The following is a 22,767-nucleotide window of genomic DNA, read 5'->3' as shown; positions in this document are numbered from 1 at the left end:
GTTTGGAGCCTTTAGCCAAGGCTAAAGGCTCCGGGAGGCGCCCATGTCCGAGGCCAGAATTATCGACGGCAAAGCATTCGCGGCCGATCTGCGCGAGCGGGTCGCCGAGGATGTGAAGGCTTTGAAAGCGGATCACGGCGTGACGCCCGGCTTGGCCGTGGTGCTGGTGGGCGAGGATCCCGCCAGCCAAGTCTATGTCCGCAACAAGGGCGAGCAAACCCTGGCGGCGGGGATGCATTCGGAGACCCACCGCCTGCCGGCCGATGTCAGCCAGGACGAACTGCTGGCCCTGGTTGGCAGGCTGAACGCCGATCCGGCGATCCACGGCATCCTCGTGCAGTTTCCGGTGCCCGATCATCTCAAGCAGGCCGACATCGTCGCGGCGATCTCGCCCGACAAGGACGTCGATGGCCTGACTGTCACCAATGCCGGGCGTCTGGCCAGCGGCCTGCCGGCCCTGACGCCCTGCACGCCGCTGGGTTGCATGATGCTGCTGAAGGACGTCCTGGGCGATTTGCGGGGCAAGTCTGCGGTGGTCATCGGCCGGTCCAACCTGATGGGCAAGCCCATGGCGCAGATGCTTCTTGCCGCCGACTGCACCGTCACCATCGCCCATTCGCGCAGCGTCGATCTGCCCGGCATCGTGCGCCAGGCCGATATCGTCGTGGCCGCCGTCGGTCGCGCCGAGATGGTCAAGGGCGACTGGATCAAGCCGGGCGCGGTGGTCATCGATGTCGGGATCAGCCGTTTTCCGTCCCGCGATCCGGTCGCGGCCGCGGCGGGCAAGACCCGGCTGGTCGGCGATGTGGCCTTCGACGAGGTCAAGACCGTGGCCGGCGCCATTACGCCGGTGCCGGGCGGCGTGGGGCCGATGACCATCGCCTGTCTGCTGGCCAACACTGTAACCGCCGCCAAGCGTCTGCATGGGATAGAAGCCTGATGCGCGCTGGGCTGTTTCTGGCTGCCGCCGCACTGTCTCTCGCCGCCTGTGGCGAGAAGGTCCCGCCGGCGCCGACGCCGGAACAGGCCCTGCTGTTGAAGCCCGCCGACGCCAGGCTGGCGGGTCTCTATGAGACATCCTGCAAAGCCTGCCACGCCATGCCCGGAACGGGCGCGCCGCTGGTGCAGGATCGCGCCGCCTGGGACCCGCGCTGGAAGCAGGGCGAGGCCGTGCTGCTGGATCACACCATCCAGGGTTTCAAGGCCATGCCGGCCTCTGGTCAGTGCGTGGCTTGCGCCCCGTCCGATTTCCAGGGCCTGATACGATTCATGGCGGGGCGCGAAGACCCCGCATAAGCCGGGGGAACGCATGATCTCGAGACGGGGCGCCCTGATCGCGGGCGGTACGGGAGCCGCGGTGGTCGCTACCGGCGGCGCGGGCTATCTGGCCGCCACCCATGAAAAGCCCGAGCCTGTGGCTCCGGCCTCCGTGAATGCCGACGGCAAGCTGCTGTGGCGCAACTGGTCGGGCATTCAGACCGCCTATCCTTCGGCCCGGCTGGCGCCAAAGGACGAGACCGAACTGGCCCTGATGCTCAAGACAGCCGCCGCCCCGATCCGGCCTGTGGGGGCGGGGCACTCGTTCACCGCCCTGGCTCCGACCAGCGGAGCGCTGGTGTCGCTGGACGCCATGTCCGGCGTGGTCGGCTGGGACGGTGACGAGGCGGTGGTTCTGGCCGGCACCCGACTCGGCGCGCTGGGGCCCGTCCTCGCGGCCAAGGGGCGGGCCATGGCCAACCTGCCCGACATCAACAAACAGTCCCTGGCTGGCGCTCTGGCCACCGGCACCCATGGCACGGGCGTCAAGCTCCAGGCATTGCATGGCGACGTCACGGCCTTGCGCCTGGTGACGCCCAGCGGTCGCGTGATTGACTGCGACGCCAGCCATGAAAGTGAGATCTTCCAGGCCGCCAAGGTGTCCCTGGGCGCGCTGGGCGTGATCTCCCAGGTCAGGTTGAAGACTATCCCCAATCGCCGGGTGCGGCGCCGGGTCTGGATCGAGCCGTTTGGCGACGCCTTGGCCAAGGCCGAGGCGCGGTGGGCTGAGCACCGCAATTTCGAGTTTTTCGCCGTGCCGTTCACCGGCCTCGCCGCCGGCGTCAGCCATGATGAAACAGACGATCCAGCCGAGGCCAGAGGTCCCGATCAGGATGCGGCCTTCCTCGATGCTCTGAAGGGGGTGCGCAATCTGTTCGGCTTTTCGGCGCCGCTGCGCAAGGCGGCGGCCAGGGCGCTGCTAGCGAGCGCGAAACCCGAGACGGCGGTCGACGAAGGCTGGAAACTTCTCTCCACCGAGCGGCCAGTGCGCTTCAACGAGATGGAGTTCCATCTACCGGTCGAGGTACAGCTCGAGGCTCTGCAAGAGGTTGTCGCGACCATCGAGAAGGAGCGTCCCGATGTCTTCTTCCCGATCGAGGTGCGCCGTATCGCAGGCGACGATGCGTGGCTATCGCCATTCCACGGCGGACCACGCGGATCGATCGCCGTTCACACCCACTATAAGGACGACTTCTCGTTCCTGTATGAGCTGATCGAGCCGATCTTTCGTCGTCATGGCGGCAGACCGCACTGGGGCAAGCTGCACAATCTGCGCGGCCAGCAGTTGGCGGCGCTCTATCCGCGCTGGAATGATTTCCTGAAGGTGCGCGCCGAACTCGATCCGGAGGAGCGGATGCTGAACCCGTATCTGAAAGGCCTGTTCGGTCTCATCTGAAGGGCTTCAGCCCGCCAGATACTCCGTGACCCGGCCTTCGAGTTCTTCAGCCAGGGCCTTGCCGACCGGGTGGGTGTCGACCTTGATATCGCCGCGCACCGCCGCCTTGATGGCGTCGATGTGGGCGTCGACCAGGAACATCGGCGCAGAAAGGCGGGTCTCGGGCTCGTCGATCAGCTTGCACAGCGAGGCGGCAATGCGGGTGATCAGAGGGAATTCATAGGTCGCGCCAAGGCCCTTCAGGTCGTGGGCGCGAAGATACAGGGTCTCGACCGTCGTGGCGGTCAGGCCCTGCGTTTTGACCTCCTGCCGCGCGGCGTCCAGCTTGGTGATCTCGTCCTGCAGCCACTGGGCGAAATTGCCGGACAAGCTCTTCAGAGCAGCCTCGGCTTTAGCGATCGCAGCCATGTCGATACCACCGCGTCCGCCCACCTTAAGCTTCAGCATGTTGGGTACCTGGATCACTTCGGCGGTGGGCTTAGTCGTCAAGATCGCCTCCCCGGCGGCGGATATTTCGAGATCGCTATCATAGCAGGCGTTAACAACGAATGAGACGTGCGTTTCTCTGCGGCGCAACGCCTCAGGCGGAGAACTGTTCTGCGAGCACGCGTTCATCAAGACTACGACCGGCGTCGAAGAGCATCGCCAGACTGGTGTCGCGGTCTTCGGAGATGTGGACTTCGAGCACGTCACGAACCTCGAAGTTGTCGGCGACGGCGCTGACGGGGCGCTTGTCGGCCTCGATGATTTCGAAGGTGATGCGCGCCGAGCGCGGAAGCAGAGCGCCGCGCCAGCGACGCGGACGGAAGGCGCTGATCGGCGTGAGCGCCAGGACCTGTCCGCCGATCGGAATGATCGGTCCGTGGGCCGACAGGTTATAGGCCGTCGATCCCGCCGGCGTCGCGATCAGGGCGCCGTCGCAGACAAGCTCGCTCATCCGCACCTTGCCGTCGATCGAGATGCGCAGCTTGGCGGTCTGGCGGGTCTGGCGCAGCAAAGAGACCTCGTTGATGGCCAGGGCGTGGTGATTGCGGCGATGGGAATCGATGGCCGTCATGGCCAGCGGATGGATCACGGCGCGCTCGGCGGCGTTGATCCGTTCCAGCAGGCCATCTTCGCTGTACTCGTTCATCAGGAAGCCGACCGAGCCGCGATTCATGCCGTAGATCGGCGTTTGACTGGCAATCGCGCCGTGCAGGGTCTCGAGCATGAAGCCGTCACCGCCCAGGGCCACAATCACCTGAGCGGACTCCTCGCCGACATCGCCATAGCGGGCGATCAGGCGATCTCGGGCCTCCTCGGCTTCGGGACGGTCGCTGGCCTTGAATGTCAGGCGAGTCAGGAAGGGTTGTGGCTGGTACATCGAGCCCAAGAGGCGCGAAGCCTGCCGGCTTGTCAAACCGCGCCGACAGCCTGTCTGAAAGCCATTCCGGCGACGTCCGGCGTGAACGGGCCAAAGGCGCTGCCAGCGCGTCTGGCGCCCTCGTCACCGCCGCCGGGGCGGCCGCCGTTCAGCTGGCGCACATGTTCCAGGATGGTCGGAAATACGCTGCGATCTATGCCGACCGCAGAGCAGGCCAGGGCGAGAAGTTCAGGGCGATTGCTGTCGATGGCGCGGCGGATCTGGGGAGACTCGAACCGACCCAGACGCGCCAGAGCCGTGATGAACAGGGGCAGACGGCCTTCGCGCAGCACCCGCAACAGGTAGCCGGGACGCAGTTGACCGGCTGCGTCCAGTTTTTCGACGAGCGACCGCTCCATCTCCGCGCGATCGTCCTCGGACTCTACTCCGCCGTCGAGGTCAGGGCTGTCGCCACGATGGGCTGCGCGAAGGGTCTCGTCGACCGCGATGGCCATGGTTTCCGGGTCGAGGTGAAAGCGGGTCGTAAGGGCGTCGCGCAAGGCGCGTCCGACCCACAGATAAAGTTGCTCGGCCAGGTCGCTGGACAGCAGCGGATGGCGCGCCAGCGGGGATCGCAGAGCAACAATATCCTTGGCGCGACCGACAAGGCGACGCAGGCCGTCCGGTGAGAGTTCGGCGGTGTTGTTGCTGGCGAGCGCCGTCAGGACAGCGGGCTCGTCTCGGGCCAGAATGGCTTCGACGACCGAAGCCGAAAGGCGCGGGCGTCGGGCGACCTCGATCTGGTGCTCCAGGGTGGCCTGAACCATCAGACGGATCAGGTCATGGTCCTGCAGCACCGGACTGCGCGCGATGATGGGGCGGGCGATCTCGATCTCGTCGAGCGCCAGGATGTTTATCAGGGCCGACGGGGCCCAGGGCGCATCGGCGAGGCGTTCGGACAGGCGCTGGCGTATGTCCCGCTCGGCTTCGACCACCAGGGTCATGAAGATGGAATCGAGCAGGCGCTGGATATCGGGATCGGTTGGCGCGCCCGCGGATTGGCCCGCTTCGCAAAGTTCGATGATGCCGGTGAGCAGCCGTTCACGGTCGCCCGGATCGCGGCTGCGCGCCAGTGTCATAAGCTTGGCAGTTTGGACGGCTTGGATGACCAGCCTCCTCGAATCCCGAACTCGGTGAGGATGACCTTGCTGTCAGCAAATGAAAACATGCTTAAACGGAACCGAACAACAATCGACAAGCACAGCGGCGAGTTGTCGCGGATGAAGCTTTTGGACGGGAGGAGCCAGCATGGCTGAACAACTGATTCTGGCTCTGGATCAGGGCACCACCAGCACCCGCGCGATACTGTTTGATGCGACCGGCGGCGCCTTGGCTGACGCCACGCGCCCCCTGCGGCAGAGCTATCCCGCCGACGGCTGGGTCGAGCACGACGCCGAGGAGATCTTCGCCGCCTGCGTGGCGGTGCTGCGCGAGACGATGGAGGCGTCCGGCCGTGATGTCGCCGACGTCGTCGCCATCGGCGTGACCAACCAGCGCGAGACCGTGGTGGTCTGGGACAAGGTTTCCGGCCGTCCGATCCATCCGGCCATCGTCTGGCAGGATCGGCGCACGGCCGACGCCTGCGATCGTCTGCGCGCGGCAGGCCATGAGGCGCATGTCTCGGACGTGACGGGGCTGCTGCTGGATCCCTACTTTTCGGGCGCCAAGATCGCCTGGATTCTCGATCGCGTGCAGGGCGCGCGAGCGCGCGCCGAGGCCGGTGAGCTGCTGTGCGGCACAATGGACAGCTGGGTGATCTGGCGGTTGACGGGGGGAAAGGTCCACGCCACCGACGCCACGAACGCTTCGCGAACCCTGCTGTTTGATATCGAGGCTCAGGCGTGGTCGCCGGCGATGCTCGACCTTCTGGATGTGCCTGGCAGCCTGCTGCCCAGGGTTCTGGATTGCGCTGACGATTATGGTGTCACGACGGCGGACATTCTGGGCCTTAAAGTGCCGATCCGGGGCGTCGCCGGCGACCAGCAGGCGGCGCTGATGGGGCAGGGCTGTATCCTGCCTGGCCAGATGAAGGCCACCTATGGCACCGGCTGTTTCATGCTCATCAACACCGGCGATAACCGCCCGGTGTCGCGTTCACGCCTGCTGACCACCGTCGCGGCGCGGATTGGCGGCAAGACGACCTATGCGCTGGAAGGGTCCATCTTCGTCGCCGGAGCCGCCATCCAGTGGCTGGGCGAGGGGCTTGGGATCACCGGCGGTCCGCGCGCCGCCGAGGCGCTGGCGCGAGCGGCCAAGCCCGATCATGGTGTCGTGGTGGTGCCAGCCTTCACGGGACTCGGCGCGCCGTGGTGGGACGCTGGCGCGCGGGGCGCGATCTTCGGGCTGACCCGTGACGCCGGCTTGCCGGAGATCGCGGCGGCCACCTATGACTCCTGCGCCCTGCAGAGCCGCGACCTGATCGAGGCCATGCGCGCCGACGCCCCGGAGGCTTTCGGCGACGAAGCCCAACTCCGGATCGACGGAGGCATGTCGAAGAGCGCCTGGTTCTCGCAGCGGCTCGCGGATCTGACGGGCATGCTGGTCCAGAGGGCCAGCTATCTGGAAACAACCGCCTTGGGCGCGGCCCTCTTCGCGGGCCTGGGGGCTGGCGTCTATGCCTCACTCGAGGAGGCGGCCGCCGCGCGCCCTGCCGCCGAAGCGCTGACGCCATCCATGCCCTTGCACCAGCGCGAGGCGGCCTATGCGCGCTGGCTGGACGCGGTGCCGCGCGTCCGCGCCTGACTTTTTTGACGCCGACGCATAACGCGGGTCGCCAGCAGAGACATCGATTGCTATGACATCGCTGTCATAACATGAGGACTCAACCGCATGACGCCGACGCGCCGTTCCATCACCCTGGGGGCAAGCGCCGCCGTTCTCGCAGGAGGGTTCTCCGTGTCTGCCCATGCCGCCCGTCCGACGGTTGGAAGTATCCGTCGTCTGTCCCCCGCGCTGGACGCCGTGGTCGCGCCAGACGCCAGGATCGAGCAGTTGGCCGACGGCTTCGTCTGGTCGGAAGGGCCGGTCTGGGTGAGGGATGGCGGCTATCTCGTCTTCTCTGACGTACCGGCCAACACGATGTATCGTTGGAGCGAAGCTGACGGTGCGAGCGTATTCCTCAAACCGTCGGGCTATGACGGCCCGCCGACCACGGCGTTCCGCGAGCCCGGCTCGAACGGTCTGGCGCTGGACGCGTCAGGCGCGCTGCTGGTTTGCGACCATGGGAACCGGGCGATCTCCAGGGTCGATCTGAAGACCAGGCAGAAGACGATCCTGCTTGACCGCTATCAGGGCAAGAAATTCAGCAGTCCCAATGATCTCGCTGTCGTCCAAAGGGGGGCGATGGCCGGCGCGATCTATTTCACCGATCCGCCCTATGGCCTTGAGGGTATGAACGGTTCGCCGCTCAAGGAGATGGCGTTCAACGGCGTCTATCTGCGTCGGCCCGATGGCTCGGTTGTCGTGGTCGATGACAGGCTGACCTTCCCCAACGGCCTGGCCCTGACCCCGGATGAGAAGCGGCTTTACGTCGCTGTCTCCGACCCTGCGGGACCGGTCATCATGGCCTACGACCTTGGTCTCGATGGCCTGCCGGTGAAGTCGCAAATATTCTTCGACGCCATGGCCCTGCACAAGGCCGGCGGGCCGGGGTTGCCGGATGGGATGTGTCTTGACACCGAAGGGCGTCTGTACGCCACCGGACCGGGCGGCGTGCTGGTGATCACTCCAGGGGGAGAGCTGATCGGCGTGATCGACGCGGGGCGCCCCATCGCCAACTGCGCGTTTGGCGAAGACGGTCACACCCTGTTCCTGACCGCCGACGATATCCTGGCCAGGGTGCGTCTGAAGACCACCGGCCTGATCTAGGAGATGAAGATGGATCGTCCGAGCAAGCGCAGCTTTCTGCAGAGCGGCCTGGCGGCGGGGCTCCTGGCTTCGGCCCCCCTTGAGGCCCTGGCCCAGGCCAAGGCGGAAGGGCGCAAGCTGGGCTATGCGATCCTCGGGCTGGGCTATTACGCCACGCAGATCATCATGCCCCGCTTCGCCGAGTGCGAGCATTCGAAAATCACGGCCCTGGTCAGCGGAACACCCGCCAAGCTGACCACCTTTGGCGACCAGTACGGCGTTCCCGAAGCCAGTCGCTACAGCTACGAGACCTTCGATCGCATCATCGACAATCCAGCGGTCGACATCGTCTACATCATCACGCCCAACAGCCTGCATCGCACCTTCACCGAGCGCGCCGCCAAGGCCGGCAAGCATGTGATGTGCGAGAAGCCGATGGCGACCTCGGTGGCCGACGGCGAGGCGATGATCGCCGCCTGCAAGGCCGCTGGACGCAAGCTGATGATCGGTTACCGCAGCCGCTTCCAGCCGCACAATATCGAAGCGATCAAGCTCGTGCGCAGCGGCGTGTTCGGACCCATCCGCACCGTCGTGGCTGACCATGGCTTCACCATCGGTGATCCAAATCAGTGGCGGCTGAAGAAGGCGCTTTCGGGCGGCGGCAGCCTGGCCGACATCGGCATCTACAGCCTCAATGCCGCGCGCTACCTGACGGGCGAGGAGCCTGTCGCCGTCAACGCGATGGAATCCACGGATCGATCGGATGTCCGGTTCAGGGAGGTGGAAGACGTCATAAACTTCCAGCTCCTGTTTCCTTCCGGCGCGACGGCCAACTGCGTCTCGGCCTACAGCTCCAACGTCAATCGCTATCGGGTCTCGGGCCCCAAGGGCTGGGCCGAGATCGAACCGGCCACGGGCTACGGCGGGCAGGCCATGACCGTTCGCCTGAATGGCAAGACCGCCCCGCACGAACCTGCTCCGGTCCGGAAGAACCAGTTCTCCGGTCAACTCGATCACTTCGCCGAATGTATCCTGACAGGCGCCGAGCCGATCGTGGCCGGTGATGAAGGCGTCAAGGATCTCAAGGTCATCGAAGCCATCTACCGCGCCGCCCGCGAAGGCCGGATGGTGCGGTTGTGAGGGCGCTGGTTCTCGCCGCGGCGCTGCTAGCGCCCGGCGGCGCCTTCGCCCAGCAGCAGGTCCCGCTGTGGCCCAAGGGCGCGCCGGGGTTCGAGAGCCGCAGGGATATCCCCGAACAGGCCGCCGAGTACTGGGCCAAGAGTATCAACAATCCCTCGATCATGGCCTGGCTGCCACCTAAGGAAAAGGCGACTGGCGCGGCTTTGATCGTGCTGCCCGGCGGTGGTCACCGCATGCTGGTGATCCACCCCGAGGGGACGGACGTCGCCAAGGTGATGAACCCGATCGGCGTGGCGGTTTTCGTGCTGAAATACCGGCTCTTCCGCGAGGAAGGCTCGCCTTACACGATCGACCACGCCCGTCAGGACGCCGCGCGCGCCGTGCGCTATGTGCGCGCCCATGCCGCCGAGTTCGGTGTAGACCCGGCACGCATCGGCCTGATGGGCTTCTCGGGCGGCGGCGAGGTGGTGAACCTGGAAGTCTACCAGGACGCGTCAAAGGACCCCAAGGTCGACGCCATCGACGCGGTCAGCGCCCGTCCGGATTTCCAGGTGCTGATCTATCCTGGCCCTCTGGGCGTGCCCGACGCGATCCCGAGCGGAACGCCGTCAGCCTTTATTCTGGTGGCCGACGATGATGAGTGCTGCTCGGCGCCGCCCGTCGAACTGCTGACCAAGTTCCGCGCCGCCAAGGTCCCGGTCGAGTTCCACCTGTTCCAGACCGGCGGCCACGCCTTCAACATGGGCTTTCGGACCGACAAGGCCGCGATCAAGGTCTGGCCGGATCGGCTTCGCGACTGGATGGCCGACAATGGCTGGCTGTCGAAGCGGCCCTAGTCGGCCGCGTCGATATAGGCCTTCACGCGGGCGAACAGGTCCTCGAACATGGGCGTCGTCAGCCGGCCGGTGTTCGTGTTGAGCCTCGAGCAGTGATAGCTGTTGAACACCCGATAGGACCCGGCCTGGAACTCAGAACCGTGACCGGGGATGCCCGCCGAGGCCTTGAGGCCCAGGGCCTTCAGCACATTGCGCCGCGAGACGTCGCCAAGGGTGACGATGGCCTTCAGCTTAGGGAACGCCTCGATCCGGTTGGTCAGGAAGGGCCGGCAGGTATTCTCCTCGCTGGTTTCGGGCTTGTTGCCGGGCGGGGCGCAGCGGACGGCGTTGGTCACCGCGCTGCCGATCAGCTTCAGCGAGTCGTCAGGGCGCGCCTCGAACCTGCCGGTGGCGAAGCCGAACTTGATCAGGGTGTCGTAGAGCAGGGTCCCGGCATAGTCGCCGGTGAAGGGCCGCCCGGTGCGGTTGGCGCCCTTGCGGCCAGGGGCCAGGCCCACGACCAACAGGCGGGCATCCCGGTCGCCGAACGACGGCGCGGGGCCGTTGAACCAGTCGGGATAGAGGTCCTGGTTCTCGCGGCGATATGCCACCAGCCGAGGACACAGAGGGCAGTCGCGCGGCGGCTCGGCGGGCGAGGGGACCATTTCACCAGCGATGTTGGAGCGCTGCTCAGTATTCATCGTCAGCGTCGCGCTCGGCTTGGGTGCGGGCGTCGGCCATCGGACGCGGCGCGGGCGCACGCTGCGGGCGGCCGATGATATTGGCCAGATCGTTCAGGTCGACGAAGTCGTCGGCCTGGCGGCGCAGGTCGTCGCTGGTCATCGGCGGTTGGCTCTTCATGGTCGAGACCACGGTCACCCGGCGCCCCTTGCGTTGCACGGCCTCGACCAGGGCGCGGAAGTCGCCGTCGCCGGAGAACAGCACCAGATGGTCGGCGGTCTCGGCCATCTGCAGCATGTCGACGGCGATCTCGACGTCCATGTCCCCGCGCCAGCGCTTGCGGCCCTGGCTGTCGGTGAATTCCCGGGCCGGCTTGGTGACGAGGGTGAAGCCGTTGTAGTCGAGCCAGTCGACCAGCGGCCGGATCGGCGAATAGTCGTCGTTCTCGTTGATGGCGGTGTAGTAGTAGGCCCTGATCAGGACGCCGCGCTTTTTGAACTCGTCGAGCAGCTTGCGGTAGTCGATATCGAAGCCCAGCGCCTTGGCGGCCGAGTAGAGATTGGCTCCGTCAATGAACAGGGCCAGACGGTCCGTGGGATAGAAGGTCAACGCGGTAATTCCTTGAAAAATACGGTCGATCAAAATGGCTTGGACGAGGCCGTAATCGTGGCGCTCGGCTGTAATCTGCCGGGAGCCTATACGAGTCGCGAAGCCTTGTTGGAAGCGGCGCTGGAGGCCTTCCCCTCGGAAGGCCTTACGGTGGCGGCGCGCTCGTCGTGGTGGACATCCGCCGCCTGGCCTGACCCCGCCGGGCCGGCCTATCTGAACGGTGTGGCGGTGGTGGAAACCTCGCTCGACGCGGCTGGGACGCTCGCAGCCCTGCATCGCATCGAGGCGCGCTTTGGGCGCGCGCGCGGCGAACTCAATGCTTCGAGGACCTTGGATCTCGACCTGATCGCCCACGGTCGCAGTGTGATTTCCGACGGCGTAATGCTGCCCCATCCGCGCGCTCATGAGCGTCTGTTCGTGATGGGCCCACTGGCCGAGATCGCGCCGGAATGGCGTCATCCTGTCAGCGGCGAGACCGCGGCTCGTCTGGCGGACGCCGCCAGTGTGGGCCGCGACGCCAGGCCCTCAACTTCGCGCACTGGACTTACCGGCGCGAAGCGGGCATAAGCGCCCCCTCGCGAAAGATGGGCGACAACCTCAGCGGCGTTGCGTAACGCCGCTCGGACCCTTATTTTGCAGAGCATCACGGCTAGCCCGAGGAATTCATGGCCCGCGTCACCGTCGAAGATTGCGTCGAGAAGGTTCCGAACCGTTTCGCACTGGTTCTGCTGTCCGCCCATCGGGCGCGCGGCATCTCGGCCGGCGCCGCCCTGCTGGTCGATCGTGACAACGACAAGAACCCGGTCGTCGCCCTGCGCGAGATCGCTGACGATGTCGTCGATCACGAAGGCCTCAAGGAACAGCTGATCAGCACGCTGCAGCGCGTCGATGAGCACACCGAGGCCGAGGAAGAAGCCGAGACCCTGGCCCTGCTGGCGGATCCGAGCCACATGCAGATGAGCGAACTGGAACTGGTTCGCGCCCTGCAAAGCGACCGCGATGGCGGTCAAGAGGAGCGGTACTGAGCCCCGACGGCACAGACCCTCTGATTCTTGAAGCGGCGCCTGCCGCCGCTCCATCCGAACGCGCGTCCGAAGTTTCCCCCTCGCTTGGGGTAGACTCGGGCGCGTCGTCGTTTCTGGCGACCAGTGAAGTCCAGGCGATGCCGACGCCGGCCGCCAAGCCGCGCCACAAGATCCTTCGTCAGTACGAACTGATCGAGCGGGTCCATTCCTACGACCCGACCGCTGACGAAGCGCTTCTGAACCGCGCCTATGTCTACGCCATGCGCATGCACGGCAGTCAGACCCGGGCGAGCGGCGACCCCTACTATGCCCACCCCATCGAGGTGGCCGGCATCCTGACCGAGTACCGGCTCGACACCGCGACCATCGTCACCGCTCTGCTGCATGACGTGATCGAGGACACGCCCGTCACCCGCGAGGACATTGCGGGTCTGTTCGGCGACGAGATCGCCGAGCTGGTCGAGGGCGTCACCAAGCTTTCGAAGCTGGAGCTCCAGGCCGAGCATTCACGGCAGGCCGAGAACCTGCGCAAGTTCATCCTGGCCATCAGCAAGGACGTCCGCGTCCTCCTGGTGAAGCTGGCCGATCGTCTGCACAACATGCGGACGCTTCATTTCATCAAAAGCCAGGCCAAGCGTGAGCGCATCGCCCGCGAAACGCGCGACATCTACGCGCCCCTGGCTCGCAACATCGGCTGCCACCGCATCTGCACGGAGCTGGAGGAGCTCAGCTTCGAGCATACCAATCCGGTAGCCCGTAATGCGATCATCCGCCGTCTGGACACCCTGCGCGCCGAGCAGGGCGGGGCGGTGGCGCTGGTCTCGCAGGAGATCGCGGCGCGACTGGAATCCGCCGGCGTTCCGGCCCGGGTGTTTGGTCGGGAAAAGTCGCCCTATTCGATCTGGCGCAAGCTACAGCGCAAGTCGATCGGCTTCTCACAGATGTCGGATATCTACGCCTTCCGCGTGATCGTCGACAGTGAGGAAGATTGCTATCGCGCCTTGGGCGTCCTGCATCGGTCGTGGTCCAGCGTGCCCGACCGCTTCAAGGATTTCATCTCGACGCCCAAGCGCAATAACTACCGCTCTTTGCACACCACGGTGGTGGGGCCGCGCGGCATGCGCATCGAGATGCAGATCCGCACCGAGGCCATGGACCGCGTCAACGAGGAAGGGGTCGCCGCCCACTTCCGGTACAAGGACGCCTCCTACGGCCTGGACCTGGAAGGCATGGAAGCGGCAGGCGGTCGCGATCCGCTGGCCAACCTGCGCCAGCTGGTTCAGGTGCTGGAACATGGCGGCGACGCCGAGGAACTGGTCGAACACGCCAAGCTCGAGATGTTCCTCGACCAGGTCTTCGTGTTCACCCCCAAGGGCAAGCTGGTCAGCCTGCCGCGGGGCGCCATGCCGCTCGACTTCGCCTATGCCGTCCACACCAGTGTCGGCGACACCTGCATCGGCGTGAAGATCAATGGCGAGCTGAAGCCGCTGCGTACCGGCCTCAACAACGGCGACGTGGTCGAGGTCATTCGAGGCTCAAAGCCCGTGGTGCCGCCTGACTGGCGCTCACTAACGGTGACCGGCCGCGCGCGCTCGGCCATCCGCCGCCACATCCGTCAGACCGAGAAGGAAGAGTTCCTTCGCCTTGGCCGCTCCTCGGTGGAGCAGATCTTCGAGCGCGCCGGCAAAAAGCTGAAGGACGTTTCGCTGCGTCCGATCCTCGAGCGCTTCGCGCTGGAAAACGAGGAGATGCTGTTCGACGCGGTTGGCCGTGGCCGCGTGTCGCCCAGTCAGGTCCTGGAAACGGCCTTCCCGGGCATGAAGGACACCGAGATGGCGGCCGCCTCGGCGCGTCGCAAGATCGAGGGCGGCAAGGGCGCGCGGCTCTATGTGCGCGGCGGTGGCCTGACGCCGGGCGTATCACTGCACTTCGCCCATTGCTGCAGCCCGGTTCCGGGCGACCGCATCGTTGGTATCCTGCGCGAGGACGGTGAAGGGCTGGACGTCCACACCATCGACTGCCCCAAGCTGGCCGACTACGAGGACCGCGAAGATCTCTGGCGCGATCTGAACTGGACGCCGGAAGCCGAGCGCGAGACCGTGTCCCTGACCCGCCTGCACGCCACCATCCAGAACGCGCCGGGTGTGCTGGGTCAGGTCTGCACGATCATTGGCGAAGCAGGCGGCAATATCGTCAATCTGCGCATGCACCACCGGCAGAGCGACTTCTTCGACACCGACATCGACGTCGAAGTGCGTGACGCCAAGCACCTGACCAACATCTCGGCGGCTCTGCGGGCCTGTCCGTCAGTCGAGACCGTCGACCGGACGCGCGGCTAGGCCTTCAGCTTGGTGATGGCGTCTGCCGTTGAGGCGGTCAGCGGCGAGGGCAGGGCGTCCAGCGAGAACCAGCCCCATTCGTGCAAGGCGTGATCCTCGATGATCGCCGGTTCGCCTTCGAAGCTTTCGGCGCGGTAGGTGATCGCCACCCAGTGATAGTCTTGGGCGATCATGTCGGTCACGGCCAGGACCGGACCGGCGACGATCCTGATTCCCAGTTCTTCATGGATCTCGCGCTCGGCGCAGGATCGCGCCGCTTCGCCCCAGTCGAGTTTGCCGCCGGGCACGCCCCAGTGGTCGGCCTCCGGGTTCTTGACCCGCCTGACCAGCAACAGCCGGCCCTGATCATCGAGGATAGCGGCGCCGCAGCCGATGCGGGGACGTTGGGGATCGCTCATGGGCGGGATAGAGCCAAATCCGGCGCATCGCGCAAGGCGATTGGCGGACTCGCCAGCGTGCGGTATAGGCGCCGCTCATGACCAATGATGACGTCCTCGACGAATTCCGCGCCGCAGGGGCCCTGCGCGAAGGCCACTTCGTGCTGTCCTCCGGCCTGCACAGCCCGGTCTTCCTGCAGAAGAACCTGGTGTTCATGCGGCCCGAGCGCTGCGAGCGCCTGTGCAAGGCCCTGGCCGAGAAGATCATCGCCACCGTCGGCCAGCCCGATGTGGCCGTGTCGCCGGCCGTGGGCGGGATCATCCCCGGCTACGAGACCGCCCGTCACCTGAACGTCGCCTCGATCTATGTCGAGCGCGAGGGCGGCGGCTTCAAGTTCCGGCGCGGCTTCCATCTGGAGCCCGGCCAGAAGGTCGTGATGGTCGAGGATATCGTCACCACCGGCCTGTCGTCGCGCGAGTGCATCGCCGCGATCCAGGAAGCCGGTGGTGAGGTCATCGCGGCGGCCTGCATCGTCGACCGCTCGGGCGGCAAGGTCGATGTCGGCGTGCCGTTGGTTTCTCTCTGCAGCCTGGAAGTGCCGGCCTATCCGGCCGACGCCCTGCCGCCGGAGCTGGCCGCGATCCCCATCGAGGACCCCGGCAGCCGCCGGCTGAAGGGCTAAGCTCCCTATTTGGCCGCTGCCGGCGGCGTCAGCTGCTTGACCGGCCATTCGACGCCGAGCTGTTCCAGATAGGTCCCGTACTTGCTGGGATCGTAATAGAACCTGCTCATGGCCGGCCGATAGGTCGCCATGATGTTGGCGTTGATCTGGGTTTGGGGCAGGTCGGTGGCCGCCAGCATCGGCACGTATTTCTGGTCCTTGGTCTGGACGTCCTTGAAATAGCTGTTGGCCGCGGCCAGCAGCTTGGGCTGGGTCAGGAGATCCAGCGCCGTCATCGCCACCACCTTGGAGCCCGCCGCCACGCCCTTGTGGGCGATCGGCGTGGCCATCGAGATGGCGTTGGCCCAGTGGTGGCCGGGCAGTTCGGGGATGTTGGCCGGATAGTTGATCGTGATGGTCGGCATGATCCACGAGATGTCGCCGATATCGTCCGACCCGCCGCTTTCCGGCTTGGGGTCCGGCGGGGACAGGCCCTTCAGTTTGACGTCGAGACCCGTCTGCTTGGGCGCGCCAATATTGGTCTGCACGGCCTTGGCGAAGGCCTGCTCGTCGGCGGTCCAGACCGGCAGGCCCACGGCCTCGATATTGGTCTGTGCGGCCTCGGCCATCGGCCGGTTGAAGTGGCGCGGCGCGGCCGTGCCCAGCACCTGACGATCGACCTTGGTGTCGGTCATGTCGGCGGCGGCCTGGGCGATCCTGTCGCCGATGGCGTAGTTTTTCTTGATCGCGTCGAAGCTCTGTTCGCGGAAATAGTACCAGACGCTGGCTTCTGACGGCACGACATTGGGCTGGTCGCCGCCATCGACGATCACGTAGTGCGAGCGCTGCTCAGGCCGCAGGTGCTCGCGGCGCATGTTCCAGCCGATGTTCATCAGCTCGACCGCGTCCAGGGCGCTGCGGCCCCGCCAGGGCGCGCCGGCCGAGTGGGCGGATTCGCCATGGAAATTGTACTTCACCGACACCAGGCCCGTGCCGGTCGGCTGGCCCCAGGTGGTCGCCAGATTGGTCCCCACATGGGTGAAGATCGTCGCGTCCACGCCTTTGAACACCCCGTCGCGGACCATGTAGGCCTTGCCGGCCACCAGCTCCTCGGCGACGCCGGGCCACAGCATCAGGGTCCCGGCGATGTTCTCCTTGATCATCAGGTCCTTGAGCGCCAGGGCGGCGACGACGTTCAGGGCCTGGCCGGAATTGTGGCCCTCGCCATGGCCCGGCGCGCCGGGAACGATCGGGTCGTGCCAGGGCACGCCGGGCTTCTGCGAGGCCTTGGGAATGCAGTCGATGTCGCTGCCGAAGGCGATGGTCGGACCGTCCTTGCCGTTCGTCCAGGTGGCGGTCCAGGCCGTCGGAATGCCCGACACGCCGCGCACCACGGTGAAGCCGTTCTCCTCAAGCACGCCGGTGATGTATTTCGAGGTCTCGACCTCCTGAAAGCCCAGCTCGCCGAAGGAGAAGATCTGGTCGTTCATCACCTGCGACAGCTTGGCCCGGGACTCGACGCCGGCGACAGCCTGGGCTTTCAGGGCCTTGAGGGCGCTGGCTGAATAGGCGGGCGCCGCCATCGCTGAAACAGCCGTCGTCGCCATCAGCATGGCCAACGCCGCAATCCGCGCAGTCTTCACGATCATGTTCCGTCCCCATCGCTTCCCAGGCCCGCGACCTTCAACGGCGCCGGGCCGGCTGTCCACGCCGTTTTCCCCGAGCTTGAGCAGAACTGTGCGGCTGTTGCTTTTCCGGCCTCCACCCATCGACCGGAAGGGGATAGACTGCCTTGGACGGCCAGCCATCGGCCGCCGATCGCGTTCGAGGGCGGTAAAATTCTTAGCGAGCATCAGCTGAACGTCCGACTGGGCGTCAATATCGACCACGTGGCCACGATCCGGAATGCGCGGGGTTCCAGCTATCCCGAACCGGTGCGCGCCGCCGAGCTGGCCCTGGCGGCCGGCGCCGACGGCATCACGGCCCACCTGCGCGAGGATCGTCGGCACATCTCCGACGCCGACATCGCCTTGCTGAACGACCTGTGCCTCAAGCGCGGCAAGCCATTGAACTTCGAGATGGCCGTCACCGACGAGATGGTCGGCATCGCCCTGCAGGCTCGGCCGCACGCCGCCTGCCTGGTGCCTGAGCGCCGCGAGGAAGTGACCACCGAGGGCGGCCTCGACGTGGTGCGCGGCTACGAAGCCATCGCCGCCGCCACCGGCCGTCTGCGCGAGGCCGGCGCCCGGGTGTCGCTGTTCATCGACGCCGAGGCCGGCCAGATCGAAGCCTCGCACCGCCTGGGCGCCCAGGTGATCGAGCTGCACACCGGCGCCTATTGCGACGCCGCGCGGGCCGGGGAGGTCGAGCGGGCCGCCGCCATCCTGCGCCGCCTGCAGGACGGCGCGGCCCTGGCCTCGAGCCTCGGTCTGGAGGTTCACGCGGGTCACGGCATCGACTACGCCACGGTCAAGCCGATCGCGGCCATCCCGCAGATCGCCGAGCTGAATATCGGCCACTTCCTGATCGGCGAGGCGATCTTCGTGGGTCTGCCCCAGGCCATTCATCGGATGCGGGCCCTGATGGACGCCGCGCGCGCCGAGTTGGCCGCGTGATCATCGGCATCGGCTCGGACCTGTGCGACATCCGACGGATCGAAAAGTCGCTCGAGCGGTTCGGCGACCGGTTCACCAACAAGGTGTTCACCGAGATCGAGCGGACGCGGTCCGAGCGCAAGCCTGACCGCGCCAGCAGCTACGCCAAGCGGTTCGCCGCCAAGGAGGCCTGTTCCAAGGCCCTGGGCACCGGCCTGAAGCGCGGCGTGCATCTGGCCGGCATGGGCGTGGTCAACCTGCCCTCGGGCAAGCCGACCATGGCCCTGACCGGCGGCGCGGCCGAGCGGTTGGCCTCGATGGTGCCCGAGGGCATGACCCCGGTGATCCACCTGTCGCTGACCGACGACCATCCCTACGCCCAGGCCTTCGTGATCATCGAGGCCATCTGAACGCCAAACGAGGACGCCAGCCGGATGAGCGAGTTTCTTCTGTTGATGCACGGCGACGCGGTCGACGAGGGGGCGGCGGACTGGCCGGCCTATCTGGACGGTCTGGCCCAGGGCGGGCGTCTGCGCGGCGGCAGCAGCCTTGGCGGCGGCGCCTGCTTTCGCAGGGACGGGGCGTCGCGACCGATTTCCGGCCCTCTGACCGGCTTCATCAGGATCGCGGCGGAAAGCTTGGAAGACGCGCGCTCGTGCCTGCCCGGCAACCCCACCTACGAGGCTGGAGGAACGGTGGAAATCCGTCTTCTGGTCGAGGATGAATAGCCTGGAGCCGTCCGCCCCACCGCCGCCATGAAGGCGAGTTAACCGGCGCAAAGCTTGCCCGTTGTGTAAAGCGCGTCTAGCTAAGCCTGTCCGGTTCGCCGGAACCCCATTGCTCGAGAGCCCAGCGCCCGCATGACCGACGCCGCCGACGATAACGCGCAGCCCGAGGAACAGGGCGGAGCCGTCAAGGAATTCATCGAGATCATCAAGACGGTGGCCTATGCCCTGGGCATCGCCCTGGTGCTGCGGGTCCTGCTGTTCCAGCCCTTCACGATCCCGTCGGGTTCGATGGAGCCCAACCTGCTGGAAGGCGACTACATCATCGTCAGCAAGTTCAGCTATGGCTGGAGCAAGCACTCGATCCCGTTCAGCCCGCCCATCCTCAATGGCCGGATCCTGGCCCAGGCGCCCAAGCGCGGCGACATCGTGGTCTTCAAGCTGCCGCGCGACAATCGCACCGACTATATCAAGCGCCTGATCGGCATGCCGGGCGACAAGGTCCAGGTGCGCGGCGGCGTCATCAACATCAACGGCAAGCCCCTGGCCATGGCCGCGCGGGATCCGGCCCTGGTCGACATGGGCTATGGCTTCACCCAGCAGGTCCAGCGCTTCGAGGAAACCAATCCCGAAGGCCGCAAGTACCAGACCCAGGACTACGGCCCCGACAGCCGCGGCGACAATACGGGCATCTATACGGTGCCGGAGGGCTGCTATTTCTTCATGGGCGACAACCGCGACAACTCGGCTGACAGCCGTTTTGATCCGGGAGTCTCGCCGTTCAAGACCGGCGCCGGAACCTGCAAGTGGGACTATGAACTGGACCAGTATATCGGCGACGAGGTCGGGGTCGGCTTCGTTCCCGAAGAGAACCTGGTCGGCAAGGCCCAGATCATCCTGCTGTCCTGGAACCGCAACGCGGCCCTGTTCAAGCCCTGGACCTGGGTTCTGGACGCCCGTCCCAGCCGCTTCTTCCGCGTCCTGAAGTGAAGCTGAACCATGGATAGACGGGTCGCCGCCGTCGGCGACCTGGAGCGCCGGATCGGTTACACATTCGCTGACCGCCAGCTGCTGGAACAGGCCCTGACGCACGCCAGCGTCGGGGACGGCGCCAAGAAGACCGCCGACAACGAGGTTCTCGAGTTCATCGGCGACCGCGTGCTGGGCCTGCTGGCCGCCGAGGCCCTGGCCGAGCGGTTTCCGCAGGCCAAGGAGGGCGAACTGGCTCCGCGCCTCAACGCCCTGGTCAGCCGCGAAACCTGCGCCCGCGTGGCCCGCGCCGCCGAGCTGGGCCCGGCCCTGCGCCTGTCGGCCTCGTCCAGCAAGGTAGGCGGCCGCGAGACCGACTCGATCCTGGCCGGCGGCTGCGAGGCCCTGATGGCCGCCCTCTATCGCGACGGCGGGCTGGAGACGGCGCGCCGGGTGTTCCTGGACTTGTGGAGCGCCGAGTTCGACCGCGCCGCCGCCGGCAAGCCGCGCGATCCCAAAACCGCGCTGCAGGAATGGGCGCAGGGCCAGGGCAAGCCGCTGCCGACCTATGCCGTCAAGGATCGCACGGGTCCTGATCATGCGCCGGTTTTCACGGTGCAGGTCGTGGTGGCCGGCGTCGATCCCGTCTTCGCCGTCGGCCGCTCGCGCCAGGACGCCGAAAAGGCCGCCGCCAGGGCGCTGCTGGATCGGGAAGGGGCGGAGTAGGGCGATCAGTCTGGCGGACACGGCTTCTCAGCCTCACGCGGCATCAGCCACTGAAGGGGTCGGGGAGGCGCGAAGCGGCCGGGGCGAACCCGGATGACCGTGATGTTGTTTGTGCGTTTCGGCTCGACCTGTCCGCTTCGCAGAAGCTGTTCTTGCGTGAGGATTGGGCCAAGCGAGCGTCTTTCAGCTCTGATACCCAAGAGCCCCCGTACGGGCGCGCACCAAGGTCGATCGGCTAACCGTCTCGACCCCCGACGATGCGCGATAGGCGGGTTTACGATCCCTCGCCCTGTCGCTCCGCGCTGTTCCTCCGACGAGCCTTCCGGTGGTCCCGGATCTATCCAACGAACAGACCACCTTCGTCCTCGCCGCGTGACCGCGCGGCCCCGCTCAGCTCCATCCCCATCGCCGCTGTTGGGCCGGATCCAGGCGCCTCCCCCTGCGACAGGGACAGCCATGATTATGCAGCGGGTTTGAGCTCCGAGGATTGGCGCGATCAACTATTTTACAAGTGGTTGATTGGGCTGGAGTTTGTTTTGAAATTATAGGGGATAGAGCGTGGGCTATCCCCGTTCTCACACCGACAAATTGCCAAGCTTGGCGTTTCAGTTCTGGGCCATGACTTCTTCTTGCCAGGCTAGGGCTGATCTCAAGCTTGACCATGAACGCTAACGGCGAACATGTTGCCACGGGTCCAGCTGTTCACTACGGATATAAGGCCACATAATCGCTTAGAACCGGGACTTTCGAGCATGGCGACTTTCACCGGTATGACCAGTGAGCGACTTGGTCGTATTGTTGAAGAAGCGGCGAGTGAAGTCTATATTTTTTCCGAAAGAGACTTTCGTTTCATTCTGGTGAACAAGGGTGCTCGAGAAAATCTTGGGTATGATATTGAGGAGTTATCGTCTCTCACGCCTTGGGATCTCAAGCCAAATATTAGCCGTGACGATTTCATTGCTCTGATCAAGCCCCTTCAGTCCCGGGAAATCGAGCGCCTTGATTTCGATGCCGTCCACCGTCGCAAGGATGGCACGGACTATAATGTCAGCGTCAAATTACAGAGGTTCGACGATGGTGATGACGTCGTTTTCTATGCGGCGATCAAGGACACGACGGTCAATCGGCAGATTGAGGCCGAACTGAGGGACATTGCTCGACGGCTGGACGCCATACTGGATAACACCACAATGGCGGTGTTTCTGATGGATGAGCGACAGCAGTGCGTCTTCATGAATCGGGCCGCAGAGCACCTGACCGGCTATGCGTTCCATGAGACCACAGGCCGCCAGCTTCACGACGTCATCCATCATACCCGCCCCGACGGCTCGCCGTTCCCGCTGTCGGAGTGCGTGATTGATCGCGCCTTTCCCGAAAACGCCGGCACCCAGGGCGAAGAGGTTTTCGTCCACAAGGACGGCTCCTTCTACCCCGTCGCCTTTACCGCCAGCCCTATTCGCGATGGCGAGGCCAAGGTGATCGGCACCATCATCGAGGTCCGCGACATCAGCGAGGAAAGGCGCAACGAGGAGACGCGCAAGCTGCTGATGCATGAGGTCGATCACCGGTCCCGTAATGTTCTGTCCATCGTGCAGTCACTGACGCGGTTGACTCGCGCCGACGACCTGGAAACCTACAAGGCCATCCTCGCCGGCCGGATCGGCGCCCTGGCGCGCGCCCAGACCTCCCTGGCCACGCGCCAGTGGGAAGGCGGGCGCCTGGACGACGTGGTCCGCGAGGAGCTGGAAGCCCTGTGTCCAAAGGACAGTATCCAGGTCGAAGGCCCCGAGGTCGCGCTGACGCCGGAGCAGGTTCAGCCCCTCAGCATGCTGCTCCACGAGCTGGCGACCAACGCCAACAAATACGGGGCCTGCAGCCGTGGCGGGGGTCTGGTTTCGGTGGCCTGGGCGCTGGACGCCGGGACGGTCGCGCTGCAGTGGCGGGAAACCGGCGGCCCGCCTGTGGCCGCGCCCACGCACGAAGGCTTTGGAACCTCGCTGAAGGCCAATGTCGTGCGCCAGTTGAAGGGGAGCATAAGTCGCCGGTGGGAGCCCGAGGGGCTAATCGTGGACGTCACCTTCCCGCTGTGACGCCGGGTCTGACGCGCCTCGCCCAACAGGGGGAGGAATCCCGGCCCCGCTGTG

General features: G+C 65.7%; 22 protein-coding genes and 2 pseudogenes. 17 read left to right on the top strand and 7 right to left on the bottom strand.

The window, feature by feature from the left end:
* Window positions 1-43 precede the first annotated feature (43 nt).
* From folD to ACW17V_RS12260, 3 genes are read left to right on the top strand one after another with little or no spacing between them, the layout of a single operon-like run.
* On the top strand, window positions 44-940 hold the full coding sequence (folD, locus tag ACW17V_RS12270) for a bifunctional methylenetetrahydrofolate dehydrogenase/methenyltetrahydrofolate cyclohydrolase FolD (RefSeq protein ID WP_492105401.1): 897 nt from the start codon (window positions 44-46) through the stop codon (window positions 938-940).
* Window positions 940-1,296: a c-type cytochrome gene (locus tag ACW17V_RS12265; RefSeq protein ID WP_492105400.1), complete on the top strand. Its 357-nt coding sequence runs from the start codon at window positions 940-942 to the stop codon at window positions 1,294-1,296. The genes folD and ACW17V_RS12265 overlap by 1 nt, the downstream gene beginning before the upstream one ends.
* A 13-nt stretch (window positions 1,297-1,309) precedes the next feature.
* Window positions 1,310-2,713, top strand: coding sequence for a D-arabinono-1,4-lactone oxidase (locus ACW17V_RS12260; protein ID WP_492105399.1), 1,404 nt, complete (start codon window positions 1,310-1,312; stop codon window positions 2,711-2,713).
* A gap of 6 nt (window positions 2,714-2,719) precedes the next feature.
* On the opposite strand, the gene ACW17V_RS12255 is transcribed toward ACW17V_RS12260, so the two are convergent.
* The 3 genes from ACW17V_RS12255 to ACW17V_RS12245 form a co-directional block, all read right to left on the bottom strand.
* Window positions 2,720-3,202 (bottom strand): Hpt domain-containing protein, encoded by a 483-nt coding sequence (locus ACW17V_RS12255; protein WP_492105398.1) that lies wholly within the window; start codon window positions 3,200-3,202, stop codon window positions 2,720-2,722.
* A 91-nt stretch (window positions 3,203-3,293) separates the two neighbouring features.
* A complete protein-coding gene (locus ACW17V_RS12250; RefSeq protein ID WP_492105397.1) occupies window positions 3,294-4,076 on the bottom strand; it encodes an NAD kinase in 783 nt (260 codons plus the stop codon).
* Window positions 4,077-4,108: 32 nt separating this feature from the next.
* Window positions 4,109-5,194: a DUF2336 domain-containing protein gene (locus tag ACW17V_RS12245; RefSeq protein ID WP_492105396.1), complete on the bottom strand. Its 1,086-nt coding sequence runs from the start codon at window positions 5,192-5,194 to the stop codon at window positions 4,109-4,111.
* Between the two features lie 169 nt (window positions 5,195-5,363).
* Between ACW17V_RS12245 and glpK the strand changes: the two genes are divergently transcribed.
* The 4 genes and pseudogenes from glpK (at window position 5,364) to ACW17V_RS12225 (ending at window position 9,937) form a co-directional block, all read left to right on the top strand.
* The gene (gene glpK, locus ACW17V_RS12240; protein ID WP_492105395.1) at window positions 5,364-6,857 is read left to right on the top strand and encodes a glycerol kinase GlpK; all 1,494 of its coding nucleotides are present in this window, start codon (window positions 5,364-5,366) and stop codon (window positions 6,855-6,857) included.
* A 153-nt stretch (window positions 6,858-7,010) separates the two neighbouring features.
* A complete protein-coding gene (locus ACW17V_RS12235; RefSeq protein ID WP_492105394.1) occupies window positions 7,011-7,982 on the top strand; it encodes an SMP-30/gluconolactonase/LRE family protein in 972 nt (323 codons plus the stop codon).
* Window positions 7,892-9,101, top strand: a pseudogene (locus ACW17V_RS12230) (Gfo/Idh/MocA family protein). Before ACW17V_RS12235 ends, ACW17V_RS12230 begins: the two are co-directional and overlap by 91 nt.
* Window positions 9,098-9,937, top strand: a complete 840-nt coding sequence (locus tag ACW17V_RS12225; RefSeq protein WP_492105393.1) for an alpha/beta hydrolase — start codon at window positions 9,098-9,100, stop codon at window positions 9,935-9,937. Before ACW17V_RS12230 ends, ACW17V_RS12225 begins: the two are co-directional and overlap by 4 nt.
* Here the strand turns inward: ACW17V_RS12225 and ACW17V_RS12220 are convergent.
* Both ACW17V_RS12220 and ACW17V_RS12215 read right to left on the bottom strand, forming a co-directional pair.
* Window positions 9,934-10,617, bottom strand: coding sequence for a uracil-DNA glycosylase (locus ACW17V_RS12220; protein ID WP_492105392.1), 684 nt, complete (start codon window positions 10,615-10,617; stop codon window positions 9,934-9,936). The two genes, ACW17V_RS12225 and ACW17V_RS12220, sit on opposite strands and share 4 nt — an antisense overlap.
* The gene (locus ACW17V_RS12215) at window positions 10,607-11,206 is read right to left on the bottom strand and encodes a LabA-like NYN domain-containing protein (protein WP_492105391.1); all 600 of its coding nucleotides are present in this window, start codon (window positions 11,204-11,206) and stop codon (window positions 10,607-10,609) included. The genes ACW17V_RS12220 and ACW17V_RS12215 overlap by 11 nt, the downstream gene beginning before the upstream one ends.
* 12 nt (window positions 11,207-11,218) lie before the next feature.
* Here ACW17V_RS12215 and folK point away from each other — a divergent pair, with 12 nt between their 5' ends.
* From folK to ACW17V_RS12200, 3 genes are all read left to right on the top strand, one after another.
* A complete protein-coding gene (gene folK / locus ACW17V_RS12210; RefSeq protein WP_492105390.1) occupies window positions 11,219-11,773 on the top strand; it encodes a 2-amino-4-hydroxy-6-hydroxymethyldihydropteridine diphosphokinase in 555 nt (184 codons plus the stop codon).
* A 98-nt stretch (window positions 11,774-11,871) separates the two neighbouring features.
* Complete coding sequence (rpoZ, locus tag ACW17V_RS12205) at window positions 11,872-12,231, top strand: DNA-directed RNA polymerase subunit omega (protein WP_035049486.1); 360 nt, start codon at window positions 11,872-11,874, stop codon at window positions 12,229-12,231.
* 137 nt (window positions 12,232-12,368) lie between these two features.
* Window positions 12,369-14,570, top strand: a complete 2,202-nt coding sequence (locus tag ACW17V_RS12200) for a RelA/SpoT family protein (protein ID WP_492105389.1) — start codon at window positions 12,369-12,371, stop codon at window positions 14,568-14,570.
* Here the strand turns inward: ACW17V_RS12200 and ACW17V_RS12195 are convergent.
* Window positions 14,567-14,968, bottom strand: coding sequence for an NUDIX domain-containing protein (locus ACW17V_RS12195; protein ID WP_492105388.1), 402 nt, complete (start codon window positions 14,966-14,968; stop codon window positions 14,567-14,569). The two genes, ACW17V_RS12200 and ACW17V_RS12195, sit on opposite strands and share 4 nt — an antisense overlap.
* 77 nt (window positions 14,969-15,045) lie before the next feature.
* Here ACW17V_RS12195 and pyrE point away from each other — a divergent pair, with 77 nt between their 5' ends.
* Entirely contained in the window at window positions 15,046-15,630 is a 585-nt protein-coding gene (gene pyrE / locus ACW17V_RS12190; RefSeq protein ID WP_492105387.1) for an orotate phosphoribosyltransferase, read from the top strand.
* 5 nt (window positions 15,631-15,635) lie between these two features.
* Here the strand turns inward: pyrE and ACW17V_RS12185 are convergent.
* Window positions 15,636-17,174: pseudogene (locus ACW17V_RS12185) on the bottom strand (amidohydrolase); the annotation flags it as partial.
* A gap of 291 nt (window positions 17,175-17,465) precedes the next feature.
* Here ACW17V_RS12185 and ACW17V_RS12180 point away from each other — a divergent pair.
* The 6 genes from ACW17V_RS12180 (at window position 17,466) to ACW17V_RS12155 (ending at window position 22,713) form a co-directional block, all read left to right on the top strand.
* Entirely contained in the window at window positions 17,466-18,224 is a 759-nt protein-coding gene (locus ACW17V_RS12180) for a pyridoxine 5'-phosphate synthase (RefSeq protein ID WP_492108792.1), read from the top strand.
* On the top strand, window positions 18,221-18,613 hold the full coding sequence (gene acpS / locus ACW17V_RS12175) for a holo-ACP synthase (RefSeq protein WP_492105386.1): 393 nt from the start codon (window positions 18,221-18,223) through the stop codon (window positions 18,611-18,613). The genes ACW17V_RS12180 and acpS overlap by 4 nt, the downstream gene beginning before the upstream one ends.
* A 24-nt stretch (window positions 18,614-18,637) precedes the next feature.
* Window positions 18,638-18,931 (top strand): hypothetical protein, encoded by a 294-nt coding sequence (locus ACW17V_RS12170; RefSeq protein WP_492105385.1) that lies wholly within the window; start codon window positions 18,638-18,640, stop codon window positions 18,929-18,931.
* Window positions 18,932-19,063: 132 nt separating this feature from the next.
* Window positions 19,064-19,918: a signal peptidase I gene (gene lepB, locus ACW17V_RS12165; RefSeq protein ID WP_492105384.1), complete on the top strand. Its 855-nt coding sequence runs from the start codon at window positions 19,064-19,066 to the stop codon at window positions 19,916-19,918.
* A 9-nt stretch (window positions 19,919-19,927) separates the two neighbouring features.
* Complete coding sequence (rnc, locus tag ACW17V_RS12160) at window positions 19,928-20,623, top strand: ribonuclease III (protein ID WP_492105383.1); 696 nt, start codon at window positions 19,928-19,930, stop codon at window positions 20,621-20,623.
* 752 nt (window positions 20,624-21,375) lie between these two features.
* Window positions 21,376-22,713, top strand: a complete 1,338-nt coding sequence (locus ACW17V_RS12155) for a PAS domain S-box protein (protein WP_492105382.1) — start codon at window positions 21,376-21,378, stop codon at window positions 22,711-22,713.
* The last annotated feature ends 54 nt before the right edge of the window (window positions 22,714-22,767 follow it).

The sequence above is a fragment of the Caulobacter sp. FV2ye17ST genome (assembly GCF_058680955.1).
Note: the sequence above shows the minus strand (reverse complement) of the source record. Positions and strands in the feature narration are given on the sequence as shown.

Coding starts and splice junctions, on each gene's coding strand:
- folD (WP_492105401.1), top strand. CDS start 44: ATGTCCGAGGCCAGAATTATCGACGGCAAAGCATTCGCGGCCGATCTG.
- ACW17V_RS12265 (WP_492105400.1), top strand. CDS start 940: ATGCGCGCTGGGCTGTTTCTGGCTGCCGCCGCACTGTCTCTCGCCGCC.
- ACW17V_RS12260 (WP_492105399.1), top strand. CDS start 1,310: ATGATCTCGAGACGGGGCGCCCTGATCGCGGGCGGTACGGGAGCCGCG.
- ACW17V_RS12250 (WP_492105397.1), bottom strand. CDS start 4,076: ATGTACCAGCCACAACCCTTCCTGACTCGCCTGACATTCAAGGCCAGC.
- ACW17V_RS12245 (WP_492105396.1), bottom strand. CDS start 5,194: ATGACACTGGCGCGCAGCCGCGATCCGGGCGACCGTGAACGGCTGCTC.
- glpK (WP_492105395.1), top strand. CDS start 5,364: ATGGCTGAACAACTGATTCTGGCTCTGGATCAGGGCACCACCAGCACC.
- ACW17V_RS12220 (WP_492105392.1), bottom strand. CDS start 10,617: ATGAATACTGAGCAGCGCTCCAACATCGCTGGTGAAATGGTCCCCTCG.
- rpoZ (WP_035049486.1), top strand. CDS start 11,872: ATGGCCCGCGTCACCGTCGAAGATTGCGTCGAGAAGGTTCCGAACCGT.
- ACW17V_RS12200 (WP_492105389.1), top strand. CDS start 12,369: ATGCCGACGCCGGCCGCCAAGCCGCGCCACAAGATCCTTCGTCAGTAC.
- ACW17V_RS12195 (WP_492105388.1), bottom strand. CDS start 14,968: ATGAGCGATCCCCAACGTCCCCGCATCGGCTGCGGCGCCGCTATCCTC.
- pyrE (WP_492105387.1), top strand. CDS start 15,046: ATGACCAATGATGACGTCCTCGACGAATTCCGCGCCGCAGGGGCCCTG.
- ACW17V_RS12170 (WP_492105385.1), top strand. CDS start 18,638: ATGAGCGAGTTTCTTCTGTTGATGCACGGCGACGCGGTCGACGAGGGG.
- lepB (WP_492105384.1), top strand. CDS start 19,064: ATGACCGACGCCGCCGACGATAACGCGCAGCCCGAGGAACAGGGCGGA.
- rnc (WP_492105383.1), top strand. CDS start 19,928: ATGGATAGACGGGTCGCCGCCGTCGGCGACCTGGAGCGCCGGATCGGT.
- ACW17V_RS12155 (WP_492105382.1), top strand. CDS start 21,376: ATGGCGACTTTCACCGGTATGACCAGTGAGCGACTTGGTCGTATTGTT.